The organism is Flavobacterium sp. FlaQc-30 (assembly GCF_044005885.1).
GTDB lineage: Bacteria > Bacteroidota > Bacteroidia > Flavobacteriales > Flavobacteriaceae > Flavobacterium.
Map to the genome: position 1 here is coordinate 1 of NZ_JBIPCO010000008.1, position 16,269 is coordinate 16,269.

At 31.8% G+C, this 16,269-nt stretch carries 15 protein-coding genes, 2 tRNA genes and 1 rRNA gene; 12 read left to right on the top strand and 6 right to left on the bottom strand.

The annotated features are described in order from the left end of the window. Window positions 1-209 precede the first annotated feature (209 nt). The 6 genes from rrf (at window position 210) to ACHRV0_RS16985 (ending at window position 1,626) form a co-directional block, all read left to right on the top strand. Window positions 210-319: ribosomal RNA gene (gene rrf / locus ACHRV0_RS16960) — 5S ribosomal RNA — on the top strand. A 68-nt stretch (window positions 320-387) separates the two neighbouring features. Beyond that, a tRNA-Phe gene (locus ACHRV0_RS16965) sits at window positions 388-460 on the top strand. Window positions 461-466: 6 nt separating this feature from the next. Next, window positions 467-552 (top strand) — tRNA-Leu (locus ACHRV0_RS16970). A gap of 166 nt (window positions 553-718) precedes the next feature. After that, on the top strand, window positions 719-1,042 hold the full coding sequence (locus ACHRV0_RS16975) for a hypothetical protein (RefSeq protein ID WP_395441728.1): 324 nt from the start codon (window positions 719-721) through the stop codon (window positions 1,040-1,042). Further along, window positions 1,039-1,176 carry a hypothetical protein gene (locus ACHRV0_RS16980; RefSeq protein WP_395441729.1) on the top strand — a complete coding sequence of 46 codons (138 nt, stop codon included), beginning with the start codon at window positions 1,039-1,041 and terminating at the stop codon, window positions 1,174-1,176. The genes ACHRV0_RS16975 and ACHRV0_RS16980 overlap by 4 nt, the downstream gene beginning before the upstream one ends. Window positions 1,177-1,191: 15 nt before the next feature. Then, window positions 1,192-1,626 carry a nuclear transport factor 2 family protein gene (locus tag ACHRV0_RS16985; protein ID WP_395441730.1) on the top strand — a complete coding sequence of 145 codons (435 nt, stop codon included), beginning with the start codon at window positions 1,192-1,194 and terminating at the stop codon, window positions 1,624-1,626. A gap of 4 nt (window positions 1,627-1,630) precedes the next feature. Here ACHRV0_RS16985 and nth read toward each other — a convergent pair whose 3' ends face one another. Beyond that, window positions 1,631-2,275: an endonuclease III gene (gene nth / locus ACHRV0_RS16990; RefSeq protein WP_129024697.1), complete on the bottom strand. Its 645-nt coding sequence runs from the start codon at window positions 2,273-2,275 to the stop codon at window positions 1,631-1,633. A 48-nt stretch (window positions 2,276-2,323) separates the two neighbouring features. Beyond that, complete coding sequence (locus tag ACHRV0_RS16995) at window positions 2,324-3,190, bottom strand: alpha/beta fold hydrolase (RefSeq protein ID WP_395441731.1); 867 nt, start codon at window positions 3,188-3,190, stop codon at window positions 2,324-2,326. 121 nt (window positions 3,191-3,311) lie between these two features. Here ACHRV0_RS16995 and ACHRV0_RS17000 point away from each other — a divergent pair, with 121 nt between their 5' ends. The 6 genes from ACHRV0_RS17000 to ACHRV0_RS17025 all read left to right on the top strand — a co-directional run bounded on the left by ACHRV0_RS17000 (window position 3,312) and on the right by ACHRV0_RS17025 (window position 12,966). Then, window positions 3,312-4,739 (top strand): glycogen synthase, encoded by a 1,428-nt coding sequence (locus ACHRV0_RS17000; RefSeq protein WP_395441732.1) that lies wholly within the window; start codon window positions 3,312-3,314, stop codon window positions 4,737-4,739. Beyond that, window positions 4,729-6,009, top strand: coding sequence for a glucose-1-phosphate adenylyltransferase (locus ACHRV0_RS17005; RefSeq protein WP_395441733.1), 1,281 nt, complete (start codon window positions 4,729-4,731; stop codon window positions 6,007-6,009). Before ACHRV0_RS17000 ends, ACHRV0_RS17005 begins: the two co-directional genes overlap by 11 nt. Before the next feature lie 56 nt (window positions 6,010-6,065). Further along, a complete protein-coding gene (glgB, locus tag ACHRV0_RS17010; RefSeq protein WP_395441735.1) occupies window positions 6,066-7,970 on the top strand; it encodes a 1,4-alpha-glucan branching protein GlgB in 1,905 nt (634 codons plus the stop codon). A gap of 201 nt (window positions 7,971-8,171) precedes the next feature. Beyond that, complete coding sequence (locus ACHRV0_RS17015; protein ID WP_129024702.1) at window positions 8,172-10,571, top strand: glycoside hydrolase family 31 protein; 2,400 nt, start codon at window positions 8,172-8,174, stop codon at window positions 10,569-10,571. 85 nt (window positions 10,572-10,656) lie between these two features. Beyond that, complete coding sequence (locus ACHRV0_RS17020) at window positions 10,657-11,466, top strand: M48 family metallopeptidase (protein WP_129024703.1); 810 nt, start codon at window positions 10,657-10,659, stop codon at window positions 11,464-11,466. A gap of 180 nt (window positions 11,467-11,646) precedes the next feature. Next, window positions 11,647-12,966 (top strand): MFS transporter, encoded by a 1,320-nt coding sequence (locus tag ACHRV0_RS17025; RefSeq protein WP_395441737.1) that lies wholly within the window; start codon window positions 11,647-11,649, stop codon window positions 12,964-12,966. An 85-nt stretch (window positions 12,967-13,051) separates the two neighbouring features. Here the strand turns inward: ACHRV0_RS17025 and ACHRV0_RS17030 are convergent, their stop codons facing one another. The 4 genes from ACHRV0_RS17030 to ACHRV0_RS17045 all read right to left on the bottom strand — a co-directional run bounded on the left by ACHRV0_RS17030 (window position 13,052) and on the right by ACHRV0_RS17045 (window position 16,023). Next, a complete protein-coding gene (locus tag ACHRV0_RS17030) occupies window positions 13,052-13,777 on the bottom strand; it encodes a head GIN domain-containing protein (RefSeq protein ID WP_395441738.1) in 726 nt (241 codons plus the stop codon). 18 nt (window positions 13,778-13,795) lie between these two features. After that, on the bottom strand, window positions 13,796-14,857 hold the full coding sequence (locus ACHRV0_RS17035; RefSeq protein WP_395441739.1) for a hypothetical protein: 1,062 nt from the start codon (window positions 14,855-14,857) through the stop codon (window positions 13,796-13,798). Continuing rightward, complete coding sequence (locus tag ACHRV0_RS17040; protein ID WP_129024705.1) at window positions 14,841-15,377, bottom strand: anti-sigma factor; 537 nt, start codon at window positions 15,375-15,377, stop codon at window positions 14,841-14,843. Before ACHRV0_RS17040 ends, ACHRV0_RS17035 begins: the two co-directional genes overlap by 17 nt. A 91-nt stretch (window positions 15,378-15,468) precedes the next feature. Next, on the bottom strand, window positions 15,469-16,023 hold the full coding sequence (locus ACHRV0_RS17045; protein ID WP_089055585.1) for an RNA polymerase sigma factor: 555 nt from the start codon (window positions 16,021-16,023) through the stop codon (window positions 15,469-15,471). Window positions 16,024-16,269 lie beyond the last annotated feature (246 nt).

Sequence of the window (16,269 nt, forward strand, 5' to 3'; positions counted from 1 at the left end):
AGTACTAATAATCCGTAAGCTTATGTACACCCTTTTCCCCACACCTCGGTGTGGGGGAGAAACTTTCTAAAAATAGTAAATAAAAGTACTTTTCTTTATCTCAGTATGTTAAAATATTAGCTCGACGTAGAGCAGTAACTAGTGAAAAGTAACTAGTAAAGAGTCTAAGGACTAATTACTAAGCACTAATAACTAATTACTAACAACCTTAAGGTGGTTATTGCGGCGGGGCTCACCTCTTCCCATCCCGAACAGAGTAGTTAAGCCCGCCTGCGCAGATGGTACTGCAATTTTGTGGGAGAGTATGTCGTCGCCTTTCTTTTTAAAACCCTGTTTCATAGAAATGGGGTTTTTTATTCAAATTTTACTTAATTTTTAAGTAAAAATGGTACCTTAGCTCAGATGGTAGAGCAATGGACTGAAAATCCATGTGTCCCTGGTTCGATCCCTGGAGGTACCACATAATGCTCGGATGGTGAAATTGGTAGACACGCTGGACTTAAAATCCAGTGAACAGCAATGTTCGTGCGGGTTCAAGTCCCGCTCTGAGTACTAAAACTTCAATTGGCTTTTGCTAATTGAAGTTTTTTTTTGGACATAAATGAAAATTTTGTTAATGCTATTGGTAAAATTTAATTTATAAAAGAATAAGTATGTATTTTGTATGTAAATTTTATATTTTTACTTTACATATTTAACTATATACTATTTTTTAATCATGCAAAATGTTTTTTTAAAGGAAGATTGTGATCAGTTTATTAATAGAATAAATCAGCTTAAACCTGATTCAAATGGACTTTGGGGTAAAATGTCTGTTGATCAGATGCTTGCCCATTGCAATGTGTCGTACGAAATGGTATATGAAGATATTCATCCAAAACCAAACGGTTTTATGAAGTTTATTTTAAAATTATTGGTAAAGAGCAAGGTGGTTGATGATAAACCTTATCCTAAAAATAATCAAACGGCACCGCAATTTATAATTAAAGGAAATCGTGATTTTGAAACTGAAAAGAAAAGGCTAATATCCTATCCTATTTGATTAGAACTCAGACTTTAGGCACAAATGAATTCGAAGGTAAAGAATCGCACTCTTTTGGAAAATTGACTTCGAAAGAATGGAATAATATGTTTGCAAAACATTTAGAGCATCATCTTTCACAATTTGGAGTTTAATAAAATTGAAATTTTATGAGAAGTTTTATTGCTATATTATTTCTATTTCTTGGGTTAGTATCTAATGCCCAAAAGCAAGATGTTCAAAAATGTATTGATGTATTTTTTGAAGGTTTTCATAAAAAAGACACGCTTAAATTGAAATCAGTTTGTGGGGATAAGGTTATTTTACAATCGATAAGTGAAAGTAAAACTAAAGGCAATAAATTGTCAAATGAAAGCGCAGAAGAGTTATATAAATCTATTGCATCAATTCCTGCGAATTTTAAATTTCAAGAAAAAATATTGAGTTATAATATTCAAATTGATGGGGCAATGGCACATGTGTGGGCACCTTATGAATTTTATATCAATGATAAATTAAGTCATTCGGGTGTAAATACTTTTACATTATTTAAAGAAAAAGATAATTGGAAGATTATTTATTTAATTGATACGCGAAGAAAGTAGTTTTTTAGATTACTTCTTGTAAATAGTAGTGACAAACATCTGCTATAAGGCATTCTTCGCATTTTGGTTTTGGTCTGCAGGTTTCTCTGCCAAGAAAAGATATAGCCATACCAATTTCAGACCAAATATTTTTAGGAAGTATTTGCATGAGATCTTTTTCTACTTTATTTCCGTCTTTACTTTCTTTTATAATTCCAATTCTTGGAGCTACTCGTATTACATGTAAATCAGAAATAATGCCCTCGGCTGGTTGATTAGTTTCTCTTAAAATTACATTTGCCGATTTTCTTCCAATTCCTTTTAGGGTTGTTAAACCACTCATAGTTAGTGGAATATTTTTGTCTTCTTGAATAGTCTTTGCAATTTCTAAAAGCCAGTTTGCTTTTGTCTGAAAGTTTCGAACTTTACTGATATAGGGAACAAATGTTTCCAAGTCTGTTTTTGAGAGACTATTTAAGGTTGGGTATTTATCAAATAAAGTTGGTGCTATTTTATTGATATTTGCATCAGAATCTTGTGCTGATAAAACAACCATAACCAATAATTGGTAAGTGTTCTTATATTCTAAAGGATGTTTCTTTCCTTTATATTTTTCTAAAATGGGCTCTAATTTAGTTTCCCAATTTGATGTTTCTCCAAATAAATCCATTTTTTTCTTTTTTTGAATTAAATAGGTAAAACGTTAATTCTTATGAAATTAAGAGTTTTTGATGAATTCTAAAGTCTTTTTAATTACATTTTGATTTCCTAGAATTTTTCTATGCCCTAAACCATCTGTTAAGAATAATTCTCCATTTTCAAGATTTTGATGAATATGAATTCCAGCTTTTGGGGGAACTTCAGGATCATCATTATCATGTATAACCAAAACAGGTATTTTTACTTTTTGAGCGGCTCTGTAAGCTGAAAAATTATCCATTTTTACTTGATACTTATTCTCGAAAAACTCACGTAAGCGTTCGCTTATGGCTTGTTTTAAACCTAATTTAGCAACAAAATCATCAAGAATATCCTGAACAATATCTCCACTTCCAATTACAATAGCTTTTTTCACTTTTAAGCCGTCTTTAATTGAATTTAGTACCGACATTCCTCCTAAAGAATGACCAATCGCAAATTCAAATGGGCCATATTGTTTTTCTATTTCTAGTATAGAAGCAATAAATTCAGACATAATTGTCGTATTTCCTTTTGATTTCCCATGTGCGGGAGCATCAAAACTTACTACAGAGTAATCATTTTCTAAAAGCTCGTCGGCAATTTTAAATAATTGCGTGCCTCGACCAGACCATCCATGAACTAATAAAACTTTACGATCACTTTTGCCATACTGATATGTCACAACACTTTTGTTTATTTCAGGGACGTAGATTAAGTTTTGGATGCTTTTTTTATCCATCTCAAATTCTCGTTTTGGAACCTTATGTTTTATAGGTGTTGTAAATAATTTTGCTGTATATGATGTGACTAGTTTTGATGAAATTAAAGCACAAATTTTACATGATACAATAATAAACTGTGGAATTTTTAATGATTTAGTAGGATTGTTTGCCTTTTTTGACATATCAATAAATTTTACTTGTGGGCTTAATTCTGTTTATTTTTTGCTAAATTTAAAAAACATAAAAGTAGCTATTTATATAGGACTGCTGAAAAATAATTCACAATTTGTTATAATTTTTAACATGGAAATATTTCATATTAGTGCCGAATGTTATCCAATGGCAAAAGTTGGCGGTTTAGCTGATGTTGTTGGTGCATTGCCAAAATACCAAACTAATGCAGGTCATCAGGTACGAGTAATTGTTCCGTGTTATGATACTAAGTTTAGAAAAGAGAATGACTTTGAATGTGTTCATTGGGGAACAGTTAAACTTGGAAATTTTAATTTCCCGTTTAGTATCCTGAAAGAAACTACTAATAAATTAGGGTATGAATTATATCTTGTCGAAATTAAAGAATTATTTGACCGTCCTAATATTTATGGCTATGAAGATGATATAGAACGTTTTTTAGCTTTTCAGATAGCAGTTTTAGATTGGATAATTTGTCGAAATACAATTCCAGATGTTATAAATTGTCATGATCATCACACTGGATTAATTCCATTTTTAATTCAGTTTGCTTACAAGTATGATAGTTTGAAGAATGTAAAAACAGTAATTACAATTCATAATGGTTTGTATCAAGGCTGGTTTGGATTTGATAAGCTGCATTATTTACCGGAATTTGATTTAAAGCATGTTGGATTTTTAGAATGGAATAATTCGATTAATTCATTAGCAGTTGGTGTAAAATGTGCAAATGCGGTTACTACGGTATCTCCAAGTTATTTAAATGAAATAAATCAGGCTGCTAATGGTTTGGAATCTTTGTTCAAATCAGTTCGCAGTAAATCGAGAGGAATTTTAAATGGAATTGATATTGAAGTTTGGGATCCTTTAAAAGATCAGATGATTGTAGCGAATTATTCGATTGAAACTTTTGAATCTGGAAAACAAAAAAATAAAGAAAAGCTTTGTGAGCAGTTTGATTTAGATCCTGAAAAACCGTTATTTAGTTTTATCGGCCGTTTGTTTGAGGAAAAAGGAGGAGATTTATTACCTCACGCATCTGCTTTAGCATTATCTGAAAATTTCGAAAATATCAATATTCTGATTTTAGGATCTGGAAATGCAGTTATAGAAGAACAATTAGTGCAATTAAGAAATGATTATAATGGTAATTACAATGTTTTTATTGGTTATAACGAAGAATTAGCGCATTTGATTTACGCTGGGTCAGATTATATTTTAATGCCTTCTAGAGTTGAACCTTGCGGTTTAAATCAAATGTATGCGATGCGTTATGGAACAATTCCGATAGTTAGGAGAACTGGAGGCTTAAGAGATACGGTTATTGACTTTGGGGACGAAGGAAACGGAATTTGTCATGATCAAGCTTCAGTTGGAGATATATGTTATTCTATAAATCGAGCAGTAAAGCTGTATAATAATAAATTAAATTTCAATAAAGTTTTAGAAAGAGGAATGGCTGCTGACCATTCCTGGGAAAGAGTTTGCCAAGAATACATCGAGATATACAACCTAATAATTGAGAAAAATGAAATTTAAAAAGAAAAATGTAGTTGCTATTATTTTAGGAGGAGGACAAGGATCACGTTTATTTCCGTTAACCGAAACGAGATCAAAACCTGCAGTGCCAATTGGCGGAAAATATAGATTAGTCGATATTCCTATTTCAAATTGTATTAATTCGGATATTTTTAAAATATTTGTTCTAACACAGTTTAATTCAGCATCTTTAAATGCGCATATTAAGAATACTTTCAATTTTAGTATTTTCAGCCAGTCGTTTGTAGATATTTTGGCAGCGGAACAAACACCAGATAACCCAACGTGGTTTCAAGGAACTGCAGATGCCGTTAGACAATGTATGTCTCATTTTTTAAAACACGATTTTGATCACGCATTAATTCTTTCTGGCGATCAATTGTATCAAATGGATTTTAATGAAATGCTGGAGGCTCATATTGCAGCCGATGCGGCTATTTCCATTGCAACACTTCCTGTAAATGCTAAGGATGCACCAGAGTTTGGAATTTTAAAAACGAATCATGAAAGCTGTATAGAAGCTTTTATTGAAAAACCAGACGCATCATTACTGCCAGATTGGGAATCTGAAGTAAGTGAGCAAATGCAGGAAAAAGGCAAAAAATATCTAGCTTCAATGGGAATTTACATTTTCAATAAACCATTACTCGAAGAATTAATGTCGAATCCTGATACAAAGGATTTTGGAAAAGAAATTATTCCGCAAGCCGTTGGAAAGCATAAAATTCTAAGTTATCAGTACGAGGGTTATTGGACTGATATTGGAAATATCGAATCCTTTTTTGAAGCAAATATTGGTTTAACTGCTGATATTCCAGAGTTTAATTTATTCGATAATGAGAATAAAATTTTTACGAGACCTAGATTATTGCCACCGTCGAAATATAGAAATACAACAGTTGATCAATCCTTAATTTCTGAAGGCTGCATTATTAATGCAAAAGAAATTAAGAGTTCTGTAATTGGTATTCGTTCTAGAATTGGAGTAGGGACGGTACTTGAAAATTGTTATGTTATGGGGAATGATTTCTATCAGGATCTTGACGAACTAAATCATGAGAGTACAATTAATAAAATTCATGTAGGCATTGGTGAAAATTGCTTTATAAAAAATGCTTTAGTCGATAAAAATGTTAGAATTGGAAACAATGTTCATATTAGCGGCGGAAAACATCTAGACAATTTTACTAATGAATTGTACAGCATAAAAGACGGAATTGTTGTAATTAAAAAAGGGGCAGTCCTTTCGGATAATTTCAGAATTGAATAAAATTAAAAATTCCAATTAAAAAATCTAAATTCCAATAGTTGCCTTAAAAAACAAATATGACAAAAGTAATTACACATTCTCTGTTTACTGATTTTGATATTGATTTATTCAAAGCTGGAAAGCATTTCAAATTGTATGAAAAGCTGGGAGCTCACTTAATTGAAGTTAATGGAGTAAAAGGAGTTTACTTTGCCGTTTGGGCTCCAACTGCACAGACAGTTTCGGTTGTAGGTGATTTTAATTATTGGACTCAGGGAGAACATGTTTTAAATGTACGTTGGGATTCCTCTGGTATTTGGGAAGGATTTATTCCAGAAATTACAAAAGGAGCACTTTATAAATATAAAATCCAGTCGAATATTGACGAAATTGTAACTGAAAAAGCAGATCCATTTGCTTTGTACTGTGAGAAACCGCCGCATACGGCATCTGTAGTATGGGATTTGGAATACAAATGGAAAGACGAAAACTGGATGCAGAATCGTAAGCAGAATAATGCGTTAGATAAACCTTATTCTGTTTACGAAGTGCATTTGGGGTCATGGAAACGTGCCGAGAATAACCGTTTTTTAACTTATTTGGAGCTTGCTGATGATTTAGTTAAATATGTAAAAGAAACTGGTTTTACTCATGTTGAGTTCATGCCAATAATGGAGTATCCTTATGATCCTTCTTGGGGATATCAGTTAACGGGATATTTTGCGCCAACATCACGTTTTGGTAAACCGCAGGATTTTATGGTTTTAGTTGATAAACTGCATCAAGAAGGAATTGGAGTAATTTTAGATTGGGTTCCTTCACATTTTCCAGATGATGCACATGGTTTAGGTTTTTTTGATGGATCACATTTATACGAACATCCAGATCGTCGAAAAGGATACCATCCTGATTGGAAAAGTTTGGTTTTTAATTATGGACGAAATGAAGTTCGAGCTTTTTTGATTAGTAATGCTGTTTTTTGGCTTCAAAATTATCATGCCGATGGTTTAAGGGTTGATGCCGTCGCTTCGATGTTGTATCTTGATTATTCAAGAGAAGATGGAGAGTGGGAACCTAACATTTTTGGCGGAAGAGAAAACCTGGATACGATTAGTTTTCTAAAAGAGTTCAACGAAGTAATTTATGCTAATTTTGATGGAGTACAGACTATCGCCGAAGAAAGTACTTCTTTTCCGATGGTTTCAAGGCCCACTTTTACAGGTGGTTTAGGTTTTGGAATGAAATGGATGATGGGCTGGATGCATGACACTTTAGAATATTTTCAAAAAGAAACAGTTTACAGAAAATACCATCAAAATGATTTGACTTTTTCGATGACGTATGCTTTTACCGAAAATTTTATGCTTCCGTTTTCGCATGACGAAGTAGTTTACGGAAAAAAATCTCTTATCTATAAAATGCCCGGCGATGAATGGCAGCGATTTGCCAATTTGAGATTATTATACGGATATATGTTCACGCATCCCGGAGCAAAATTATTGTTTATGGGAGCTGAATTTGGTCAAACGAGCGAGTGGAATTTTGAGAATAGTTTAGACTGGCATCTGCTTCAATATGATTTTCATTCAGGAATAAAAAAACTAATTACAGATTTAAATAAGCTGTATAAATCATATCCTGCTTTATACGAAAAGCAATTTACAGGCGAAGGCTTTGAGTGGATTAATTACTCAGATCATCAAAATGCGGTTTTATCTTATATCCGAAAAGGAAATAAACCTGATGAAAATGTTATTGTGGTTCTCAATTTCACACAGATTGTAAGAGAAAATTATAGAATCGGAGTGCCAAAAAAGGGAAAATTACAGGAAATTTTTAATAGCGATGCTGCAGTCTATGGTGGAAGCGATGTTGGAAATTCTAAAGTAGTAAAAGCAGAAGCAATACCATATGACGGAAGAGAATTTTCTGTTGAATTAATTCTGCCTCCTTTAAGTATTACTGTTTTTTCTTTCATATAAAAATTTGGCAAATTAAATTTTACAACTATTTTATTAGTATTTCGTTCTTAAATTATCAAATTGATGATTTTTGGAGAAGAATTCTAATACCCATTCAGAAAAAACGTTTTCGTGAATAAACCTTTTATTCATAGGGCTTTATAAACTTTTTTTGTAAGTTTGAAAGAGCGTTAACGTTTTATAATTAATTCATTTGGAGATATGATTACAAACACGGCATTAGAATACAAAGGCGATTTATATCCATCAAAAATTGTCTCTTTTCAACACGAAGGCGATTCCATTTTTTTTAATACAGATAATAAAGTAATCCTAAAAGTTACTATTCTTAGAGATAGTTTAATTCGATTTCGTTTTACAACAAAGGGATATTTCAGCAATGACTTTTCGTATGCAATTGATAAATCCCAGCTTCATGGTTATAATTTTCTTGAACTAACTGAAGAAGAAACTTATTTTCAAATTAAAACCAGTAAAGTAAAATGTAAAATTCAAAAATCAGATCTTCGTTTATCGATTTACGATTTAAACGATTTTCTAATTCTTGAAGATGAGCTTGGTTTTCATTGGGAAGAAAGCTACGAATATGGAGGAAATATCGTAAAAATGAGTAAATCATCTAAAGATGGTGAATGTTTTTACGGACTTGGTGACAAGGCAACTCAAATGAATTTAAAAGGTAAAAGAGTTGAGAATTTTGCTACAGATCAATATGCTTACCAAAAAGAACAAGATCCGCTTTACAAAGTAGTTCCTTTTTATATAGGTTTACATAACAAACAGTCTTATGGTATTTTCTTCGACAATACATTTAGGACTTTCTTTGATTTTTGTCAGGAAAGACGAAATGTAACTAGTTTTTGGGCAGAAGGTGGTGAAATGAATTACTATTTCATTTACGGGCCGCAAATGCAGGATGTTGTTACCAATTATACAGATTTAACAGGTAAACCAGAACTTCCGCCGCTTTGGGTTTTAGGGTACCATCAATGTAAATGGAGTTATTATCCTGAAAGTAAAGTAAAAGAAATCACTTCAAAATTTAGAGAACTTCAAATTCCGTGCGATGCCATTTATTTGGATATTGATTATATGGAAGGATTTCGATGCTTTACATGGAATAAAAATTACTTTCCAGATCCAAAAAGAATGGTTGCCGAATTAGCCGAAGATGGTTTCAAAACGGTAGTAATTATAGATCCGGGAATTAAAATAGATCAAGATTATTGGGTTTATAAAGAAGCTTTAGAGAAAGATTATTTCTGTAAAAGAGCCGATGGACCTTATATGAAAGGAAAAGTATGGCCGGGCGAATGTAATTTTCCAGATTATACAAATCCTGCAGTTAGAGAATGGTGGGCAGGATTATTTAAAGAATTAGTGGCTGATATTGGAGTAAAAGGAGTTTGGAATGATATGAATGAACCAGCTGTTATGGAAGTTCCAAATAAAACATTTCCAATGGATGTTCGCCATGTTTACGACGGAAACCCTTGCAGTCATAGAAAAGCACATAATATTTATGGAACTCAAATGGCAAGAGCGACTTATCATGGTGTAAAGCGTTTTGCCTATCCTAAACGTCCCTTTGTTATAACAAGGTCAGCTTATTCAGGAGCACAGCGTTATACATCATCTTGGACAGGAGATAACGTAGCAACTTGGGAACATTTATGGATTGCTAATATTCAGGTACAAAGAATGTCAATTTCAGGAATGGGATTTACAGGTTCTGATATTGGTGGTTTTGCGGAACAGCCAACTGGCGAATTGTATGCACGCTGGATTCAGTTAGGCGTATTTCATCCGTTTTGCAGAACACATTCCTCAGGAGATCACGGTAATCAAGAACCTTGGGCTTTTGATGAAGAAGTGATTAATATTACTAGAAAATTTGTAAGCTTACGTTACCAATTACTACCGTATTTATATACCATGTTTTGGCAGTATATCGAAGAAGGAATTCCAATGTTGAAACCATTAGTTTATTTCGATCAAGATGATACACAAACACATTATCGCAACGACGAATTTATCTTTGGAAATCAAATATTAGTCTGTCCGATTCTTGAGCCAAACGCAGTAGGAAGACGTATGTATATTCCAAGAGGAGAGTGGTATAATTACTGGACAAATGAATTTTCAGTTGGAGGACGTGAAGTGTGGATTGATACAAAATTTGATGAAATTCCAGTTTTTATAAAAGCAGGCGCCGTAATTCCAAAATATCCAGTGCAGCAATATGTTGGAGAATTAGAATTTGACGAATTAACACTTGATGTATATTATAAAAATGGCAAAGAAAAATCTGTAGTTTACGAAGATGCGCAAGATGGTTATGATTATAAAAAAGGACGTTACAGCTTTTTGTCTTTTAGAACAATAGGAAAAGAAAAAGAACTAATTATTCAACTTCACAAAGAAGGTAAATATGATACACCTTACAGCAAATACAAAATCAACTTGATTGGATTACCATTTAAAGTGAGTGAGATTGAAATTGACAACGAAAAAATACAATTTGATAAAGCTGCTTTTGAAGTAAATCAGTTTTTAATTGTTGAAAAAGGTTTTAGCGAACTTCATATAATTGGAGAATAAGTTAATTCTGATAAATTAGTCAATAATTATATAAAAGCTACATTAATAATTATTGTATTTTTGTATGTTGAAAAATATCAGAATCATGAAAAAGCAATTATTACTAGGGTTATCTGCGGCTCTTTTTATTGGATGTGCAACCAATCCAGTGACAGGAAAAAAGAATTTAAATTTTGTTTCAAATAGCGAATTATTTCCCTCTTCATTTCAGCAATACAGCCAGTTTATTTCTGAAAATAAAGTAATAACAGGAACGGCTGATGCAAAATTAGTAGAGAAAGTTGGTATAAAAATAAAAGCAGCTGCTGAAAAATATTTAACCTTTTTAGGACAATCTCAATATTTAAAAGATTATAGATGGGAGTATAAATTGGTCGATAATAAAGAGGTAAATGCTTGGTGTATGCCGGGAGGAAAAATCGTAGTTTATTCAGGAATTTTGCCAGTTACGCAAAATGAATCTGGTTTGGCAACTGTTATGGGACACGAAGTTTCACACGCTTTGGCTAATCATGGAGCACAAAGAATGAGTGCAGCACAATTGCAGCAAATTGGTGGAGCAGCTTTAGATGCAGCGACAAGCGGTAAATCGCAATCGACAAGAGATATTTTTGCACAAGCATATGGAGTAGGTTCGCAAGTTGGAGTAATGCTTCCGTTTAGTAGAAGCAATGAAAGTGAAGCAGATAAAATTGGACTTACTTTAATGGCAATTGCAGGGTATAATCCAGATGATGCTATTGCATTTTGGAGTAGAATGTCGGCAAAATCAGGAGCATCTGGAACACCAGAATTTATGAGTACACACCCTTCTGATGCTACGAGAATTGCGAACTTAAAAGCATTAATTCCAGAAGCAAAAGCTACAGCACTGAAAGTTGGAGTTATAAAATAAAAACAAAATAATACAAAGATAATTTGAAAGCTGTCCAGATTTTTGGACGGCTTTTTTGTTTCTATAGATGACACTGCACAATAGCCTTGTTTATAATTTATTAATACATGATTTATTGAATTTCTATTTGATTATCATAAAAAAGAGATAAATTCGTAGCCTGTTAACAAAACCATTTCTATGAAAGAATTAAAAAAAGGCGATAAAAAACTATTAAACGCCTGGGCATTTTATGATTGGGCAAATTCTGTTTATACACTTACAATAGCATCTGCAGTATTTCCTATTTTTTATGAAGCATTATTTTCAAAAAGAGATCATTATATTGATGTTTTTGGACTTCATTTAAAGAATTCAGCACTAATTAGTTTTATTACCGCGGCAGCATTCTTAGTTGTTTCTTTTATTTCACCACTATTATCAGGTATAGCAGATTATGTAGGAAATAAAAAATGCTTTATGAAGTTTTTCTGTTATTTAGGAGCATTATCCTGCATGGGATTGTATTGGTTTGAATTGACTGATATTTATATCGGATTGGCATTTTACTTCTTTGGATTATTAGGATATTGGGGAAGTTTAGTTTTTTACAATTCATATTTACCAGATATTGCTTTTGAAGAACAACAAGATAGAATCAGTGCAAAAGGATATTCTTTAGGTTACATAGGAAGCGTTATTTTATTGGTTATCAATTTAGCGATGATTATGAAGCCAGAATGGTTTAATATTTCTGGTCCAGAACCAGCAATGAAAGCGATGCGTTACTCTTTTATCATGGTAGGAGTTTGGTGGATATTATTTAGTCAGTATACGTATTATTATTTACCAAAAGGAAGAAAAGAAAAGGGCGAAAAACTAACAAAATCTGTTGTCTTTAATGGCTTCAAAGAATTGAAAAAGGTTTGGGGTTTACTGAATGAAAATGTTCCTTTACGACGTTATTTAGGTGGTTTTTTTGTTTCAAGTATGGCCGTACAAACTGTAATGCTGGTTGCAACTTATTTTGGAGCACAGGAAATTCAATGGTCATCAAAAGAAGAAAGTACTATTGGTTTAATAATTTGTATTTTGATAATTCAGCTGGTAGCTGTTGTGGGTGCAGTTTTAACTTCGAGAGCTTCAGAAAAATTTGGAAATATTCCAACGCTGATTTTTATTAATGCCATTTGGGCTGCTTTTTGTGCTTTGGCTTATTTCATAATATTACCAATGCATTTTTATGTTATGGCAACAGTTGCCGGATTTGTTATGGGCGGAATTCAGGCTTTGTCACGTTCTACCTATTCAAAGCTCTTGCCAGAAACAGAAGATACAGCTTCGTTTTTTAGTTTTTATGATGTTGCTGAAAAAATAGGAATTGTAATAGGAATGTGTGTTTACGGAATTATCGATCAAATAACAGGAAGTCCTCGTGCGGCAATTGTTATTTTAGCAGTTTTCTTTGTTACTTCTATTTTCTTATTAAGAAGAGTGCATAAAAAAGACGTTTTAAATTAATAAAACGCCTTATAAAAATTTAAATGTCACGAATTAGAATTTGTTATTGATTGATGATGAATAAAAATTCGTGACATTCTTTGTGTTAGACTTTTGAAATATTTCCTGATCCAGAAACTTTTACATCACGTTTTTCAGGATTTCCAGTATATTTAATATCACCAGAACCAGAAACTCGAGCAGTCAAAGTTTCGCTGCAATTTACTTTACTGTCTCCAGAACCCGAAACATTAACTACTACATTTTTAGATTTTAAAGCGCTGGCATCTATATCTCCAGATCCCGAAAGTTTTGTAGTAAAGTTATCAGTATTGCCTTTTAAATTTACATTTCCTGATCCGCTTAAGTTCAGTTCAAAAGAATTGGAGTCAACCGCTAAACTAAAATTTCCTGATCCTGAAAGTTTCGCTAAAAACGAATCGTTTTTGATAATATCTCTTGATTTAATATTTCCAGAACCAGAAAGACTTAATTCTGATATTTTTTCAAACGGAATTGTTACTTCAACCTTTTTGCCTATACTTGAACGGATGTTAGTATTTTTCTTTGTATAAATTTTCAAAGTATTTTCTTCAACTTCAACTACGATTGCAGATAAAATATTTTCTTCACCCTTAACGATAATTTTTCCTTCTTTTCCAGCAACTAAATCAACATCAAAAGAACCTGCAATTTTTATTGCATCGTAGCCCGCTGTTGATCTTGTTTCAGTAACAACTTTACCGTTTCCGTTTATTTTTTCTGATTGCGCATTAGCCATAAAACCAATTAAGAATGCACCACAAACTACTAATAGAGATAATTTTTTCATTTCTTTAAATTTTTATGATTATTGTTTTTTGTTTAATGTTACGTTTCCGTAAGTAGAATTAATAGTAACCTTATTTTGACCTTTCTTTTTATTAAAGCCGCTGATTCTTTTACTGGCATTTTTAGTTTCATTAACCAAAACATCTAGAGAATTATCGCTTTTAATGCCTCCATATCTTGTATTAATATCAAAATCAAAAGAATAATTCATATCATAACCCATATAAACATCAGAATAACCAGAGTTTATATTGACATTATTAGCCTTGCTTGTTACGTTAGAAATATTGATTTTACTATAGTTTGTATCTAAATTTACACTATTCGAAATCTCAGCGATAGAAATGGTTAGATAATTTCCCGAGCCTGTAAAGGAGTTTATTTTCTGAAATTTGAACGTCCCGTAATTACAGTCGTATTTTATATTTTGTCCTTCAAGAATTACTAAATCAGTATAATTAGTATCTAAATTTAGATTACCAGATTCGTTAATTTTTAATCCAGAATATTTTGCTGTAATATTTCCACTTTTGATATAGTTAATAGCTGAAGTTTGGCAATATTCTATTTTTATGTTATTGCTTGAATTGTTTAACTTCCCTAAAGAAATTTTACCATATTTACAGGCAATATCTGTAGCGCCATAAATATTTTCAGTTGCTATATCTCCGTACTTATTAAGCAGTTTTACAGAACCGTTTTTTGGAATCTTGATAACATAATTGATTTCAAAAAAGTTAGTACTTCCTTTACTTTTTAACGAAGAAGTTCCAATAGAAGTTACAGCAGTAACCATTGATTTTAGAGCTGTAATATTAACATCAATATTATTTAGTTTTTCGTTAACCCAATTTTCATTTGGCCCAGTAACTTTTATAATGATATCAAGATCTATTTTATCCTCATCCCAAGTCGAGACAGTGATATTACCATATTTGTTATCAATATCGATACCTGCATTTGAGTTTACGATATATGTTTTTTTAATATTTTTTTGTTTTGTGATATAAGCACCATCATTTGAAAAACCTAAAAAAGGAATCAAAAGAAGTAAGATGAGTAAATTATAATGTTTTTTCATGAGAAGTATTTTTTAAGTTTTCGTTTTCTTCAATTCGCTGTAAAACAGTCTGCAAGAATGATATTCTAGTCTGCAGATTGCTTATCATAGCATAAATAATTTGTTTGTTTTCTCCATTTTTCTGAACCTCTTTGATGATTTTTTCATAGTCAGCATCAAAGACTTTCATTTGTTTTAAAGCATCATTTATAATTTGCTCATTTTCTGGAGAGTTTTTTTCTTTTAATTTAACCAGCTCATTTTTAATCAAAATACTAAAGATAGAATCCGTACGCTGCGTTTCAGTTGATGCAAATTTTAGTTCTTTCGGTTTCTCATTATTGTTGTACAATATTGATACTCCCAAAAACAGAACTATCGAAGCTGCAATTGCCCACACAGCATAATTTTTTCTCTTAGGTTGTTTTTTATTTAATTTATTTAAAAAGTCAACTTGATGATCTGAGCTCATTTCGCGAACATCCCATTGGTTTTCAAACTTGTTAAACAATTGATCTAATTCGTCATTTTCCTTTTTCATAATATCCAAAATTTATTTTGTAGAGGTGATAGATGATATCGCTTTTTATTTACCGGCGTTTGTGCGCACAAACTTTTTTTAATTGGCGAACTCATAAATCCTCTAATTTTTTTCGTAAACTTTCTTTAGCCCTGCTCAGCGTAGTTCTGCAATTCGCATAACTAATATTTAAGATTTCACAGATTTCTTCCTGATCGTAACCCTCAATATAAAATAAGGTCAAAACCATTCGGTAGTTATCTTTTAAACCTGAAATTGTGTCCAGAACCTGCTGTACTTTAAGTGAATTGAGATCGATATTTTCAGATAAAATAGAATTATCTTCCTCAATCTTGTAAAGTGTTTTGTTCAGGTCTTCCATTTGGAAAGCATTATTTTTTTTATAAAAATCAATGCTGTAATTAATTACAATTTTTTTGAGCCAAGCTCCAAACGCTACTTCCTGTTTGTAATCGTTAATCTTTGTAAACGCTTTCAAAAAACCTTCCTGCATGACGTCTTGTGCAAAATGTTCGTCCTTTACAATTCTATAAGCGATATTGTACATAGCTTTAGAATAGCGATTGTAAATTTCGAATTGAGCCTTTTGATTATTGTTTTTACAAAGTGCAATTAATTCTTCGATATTTTGATTAGTTATACTCAAGTAATGGTTGCTAGTTTTTTATAAGGACGGTGCTTTTTTTTGTTTGTTACAGTTTTATAAAAATAATTTTATTTTTTTTAGAAATAAATGCAAATACTAGTTAAAATATAAAATTCAAAACTGACTATTTTGGATTTGGCATAATGATTGTCTAATTTTATGGCCTATCTTGTAACTGCAGTACTTAATAGAAATTATAGTCTTTTATGCTCCATTTGCAATTTGGATTAAACTTTTAATGACAAA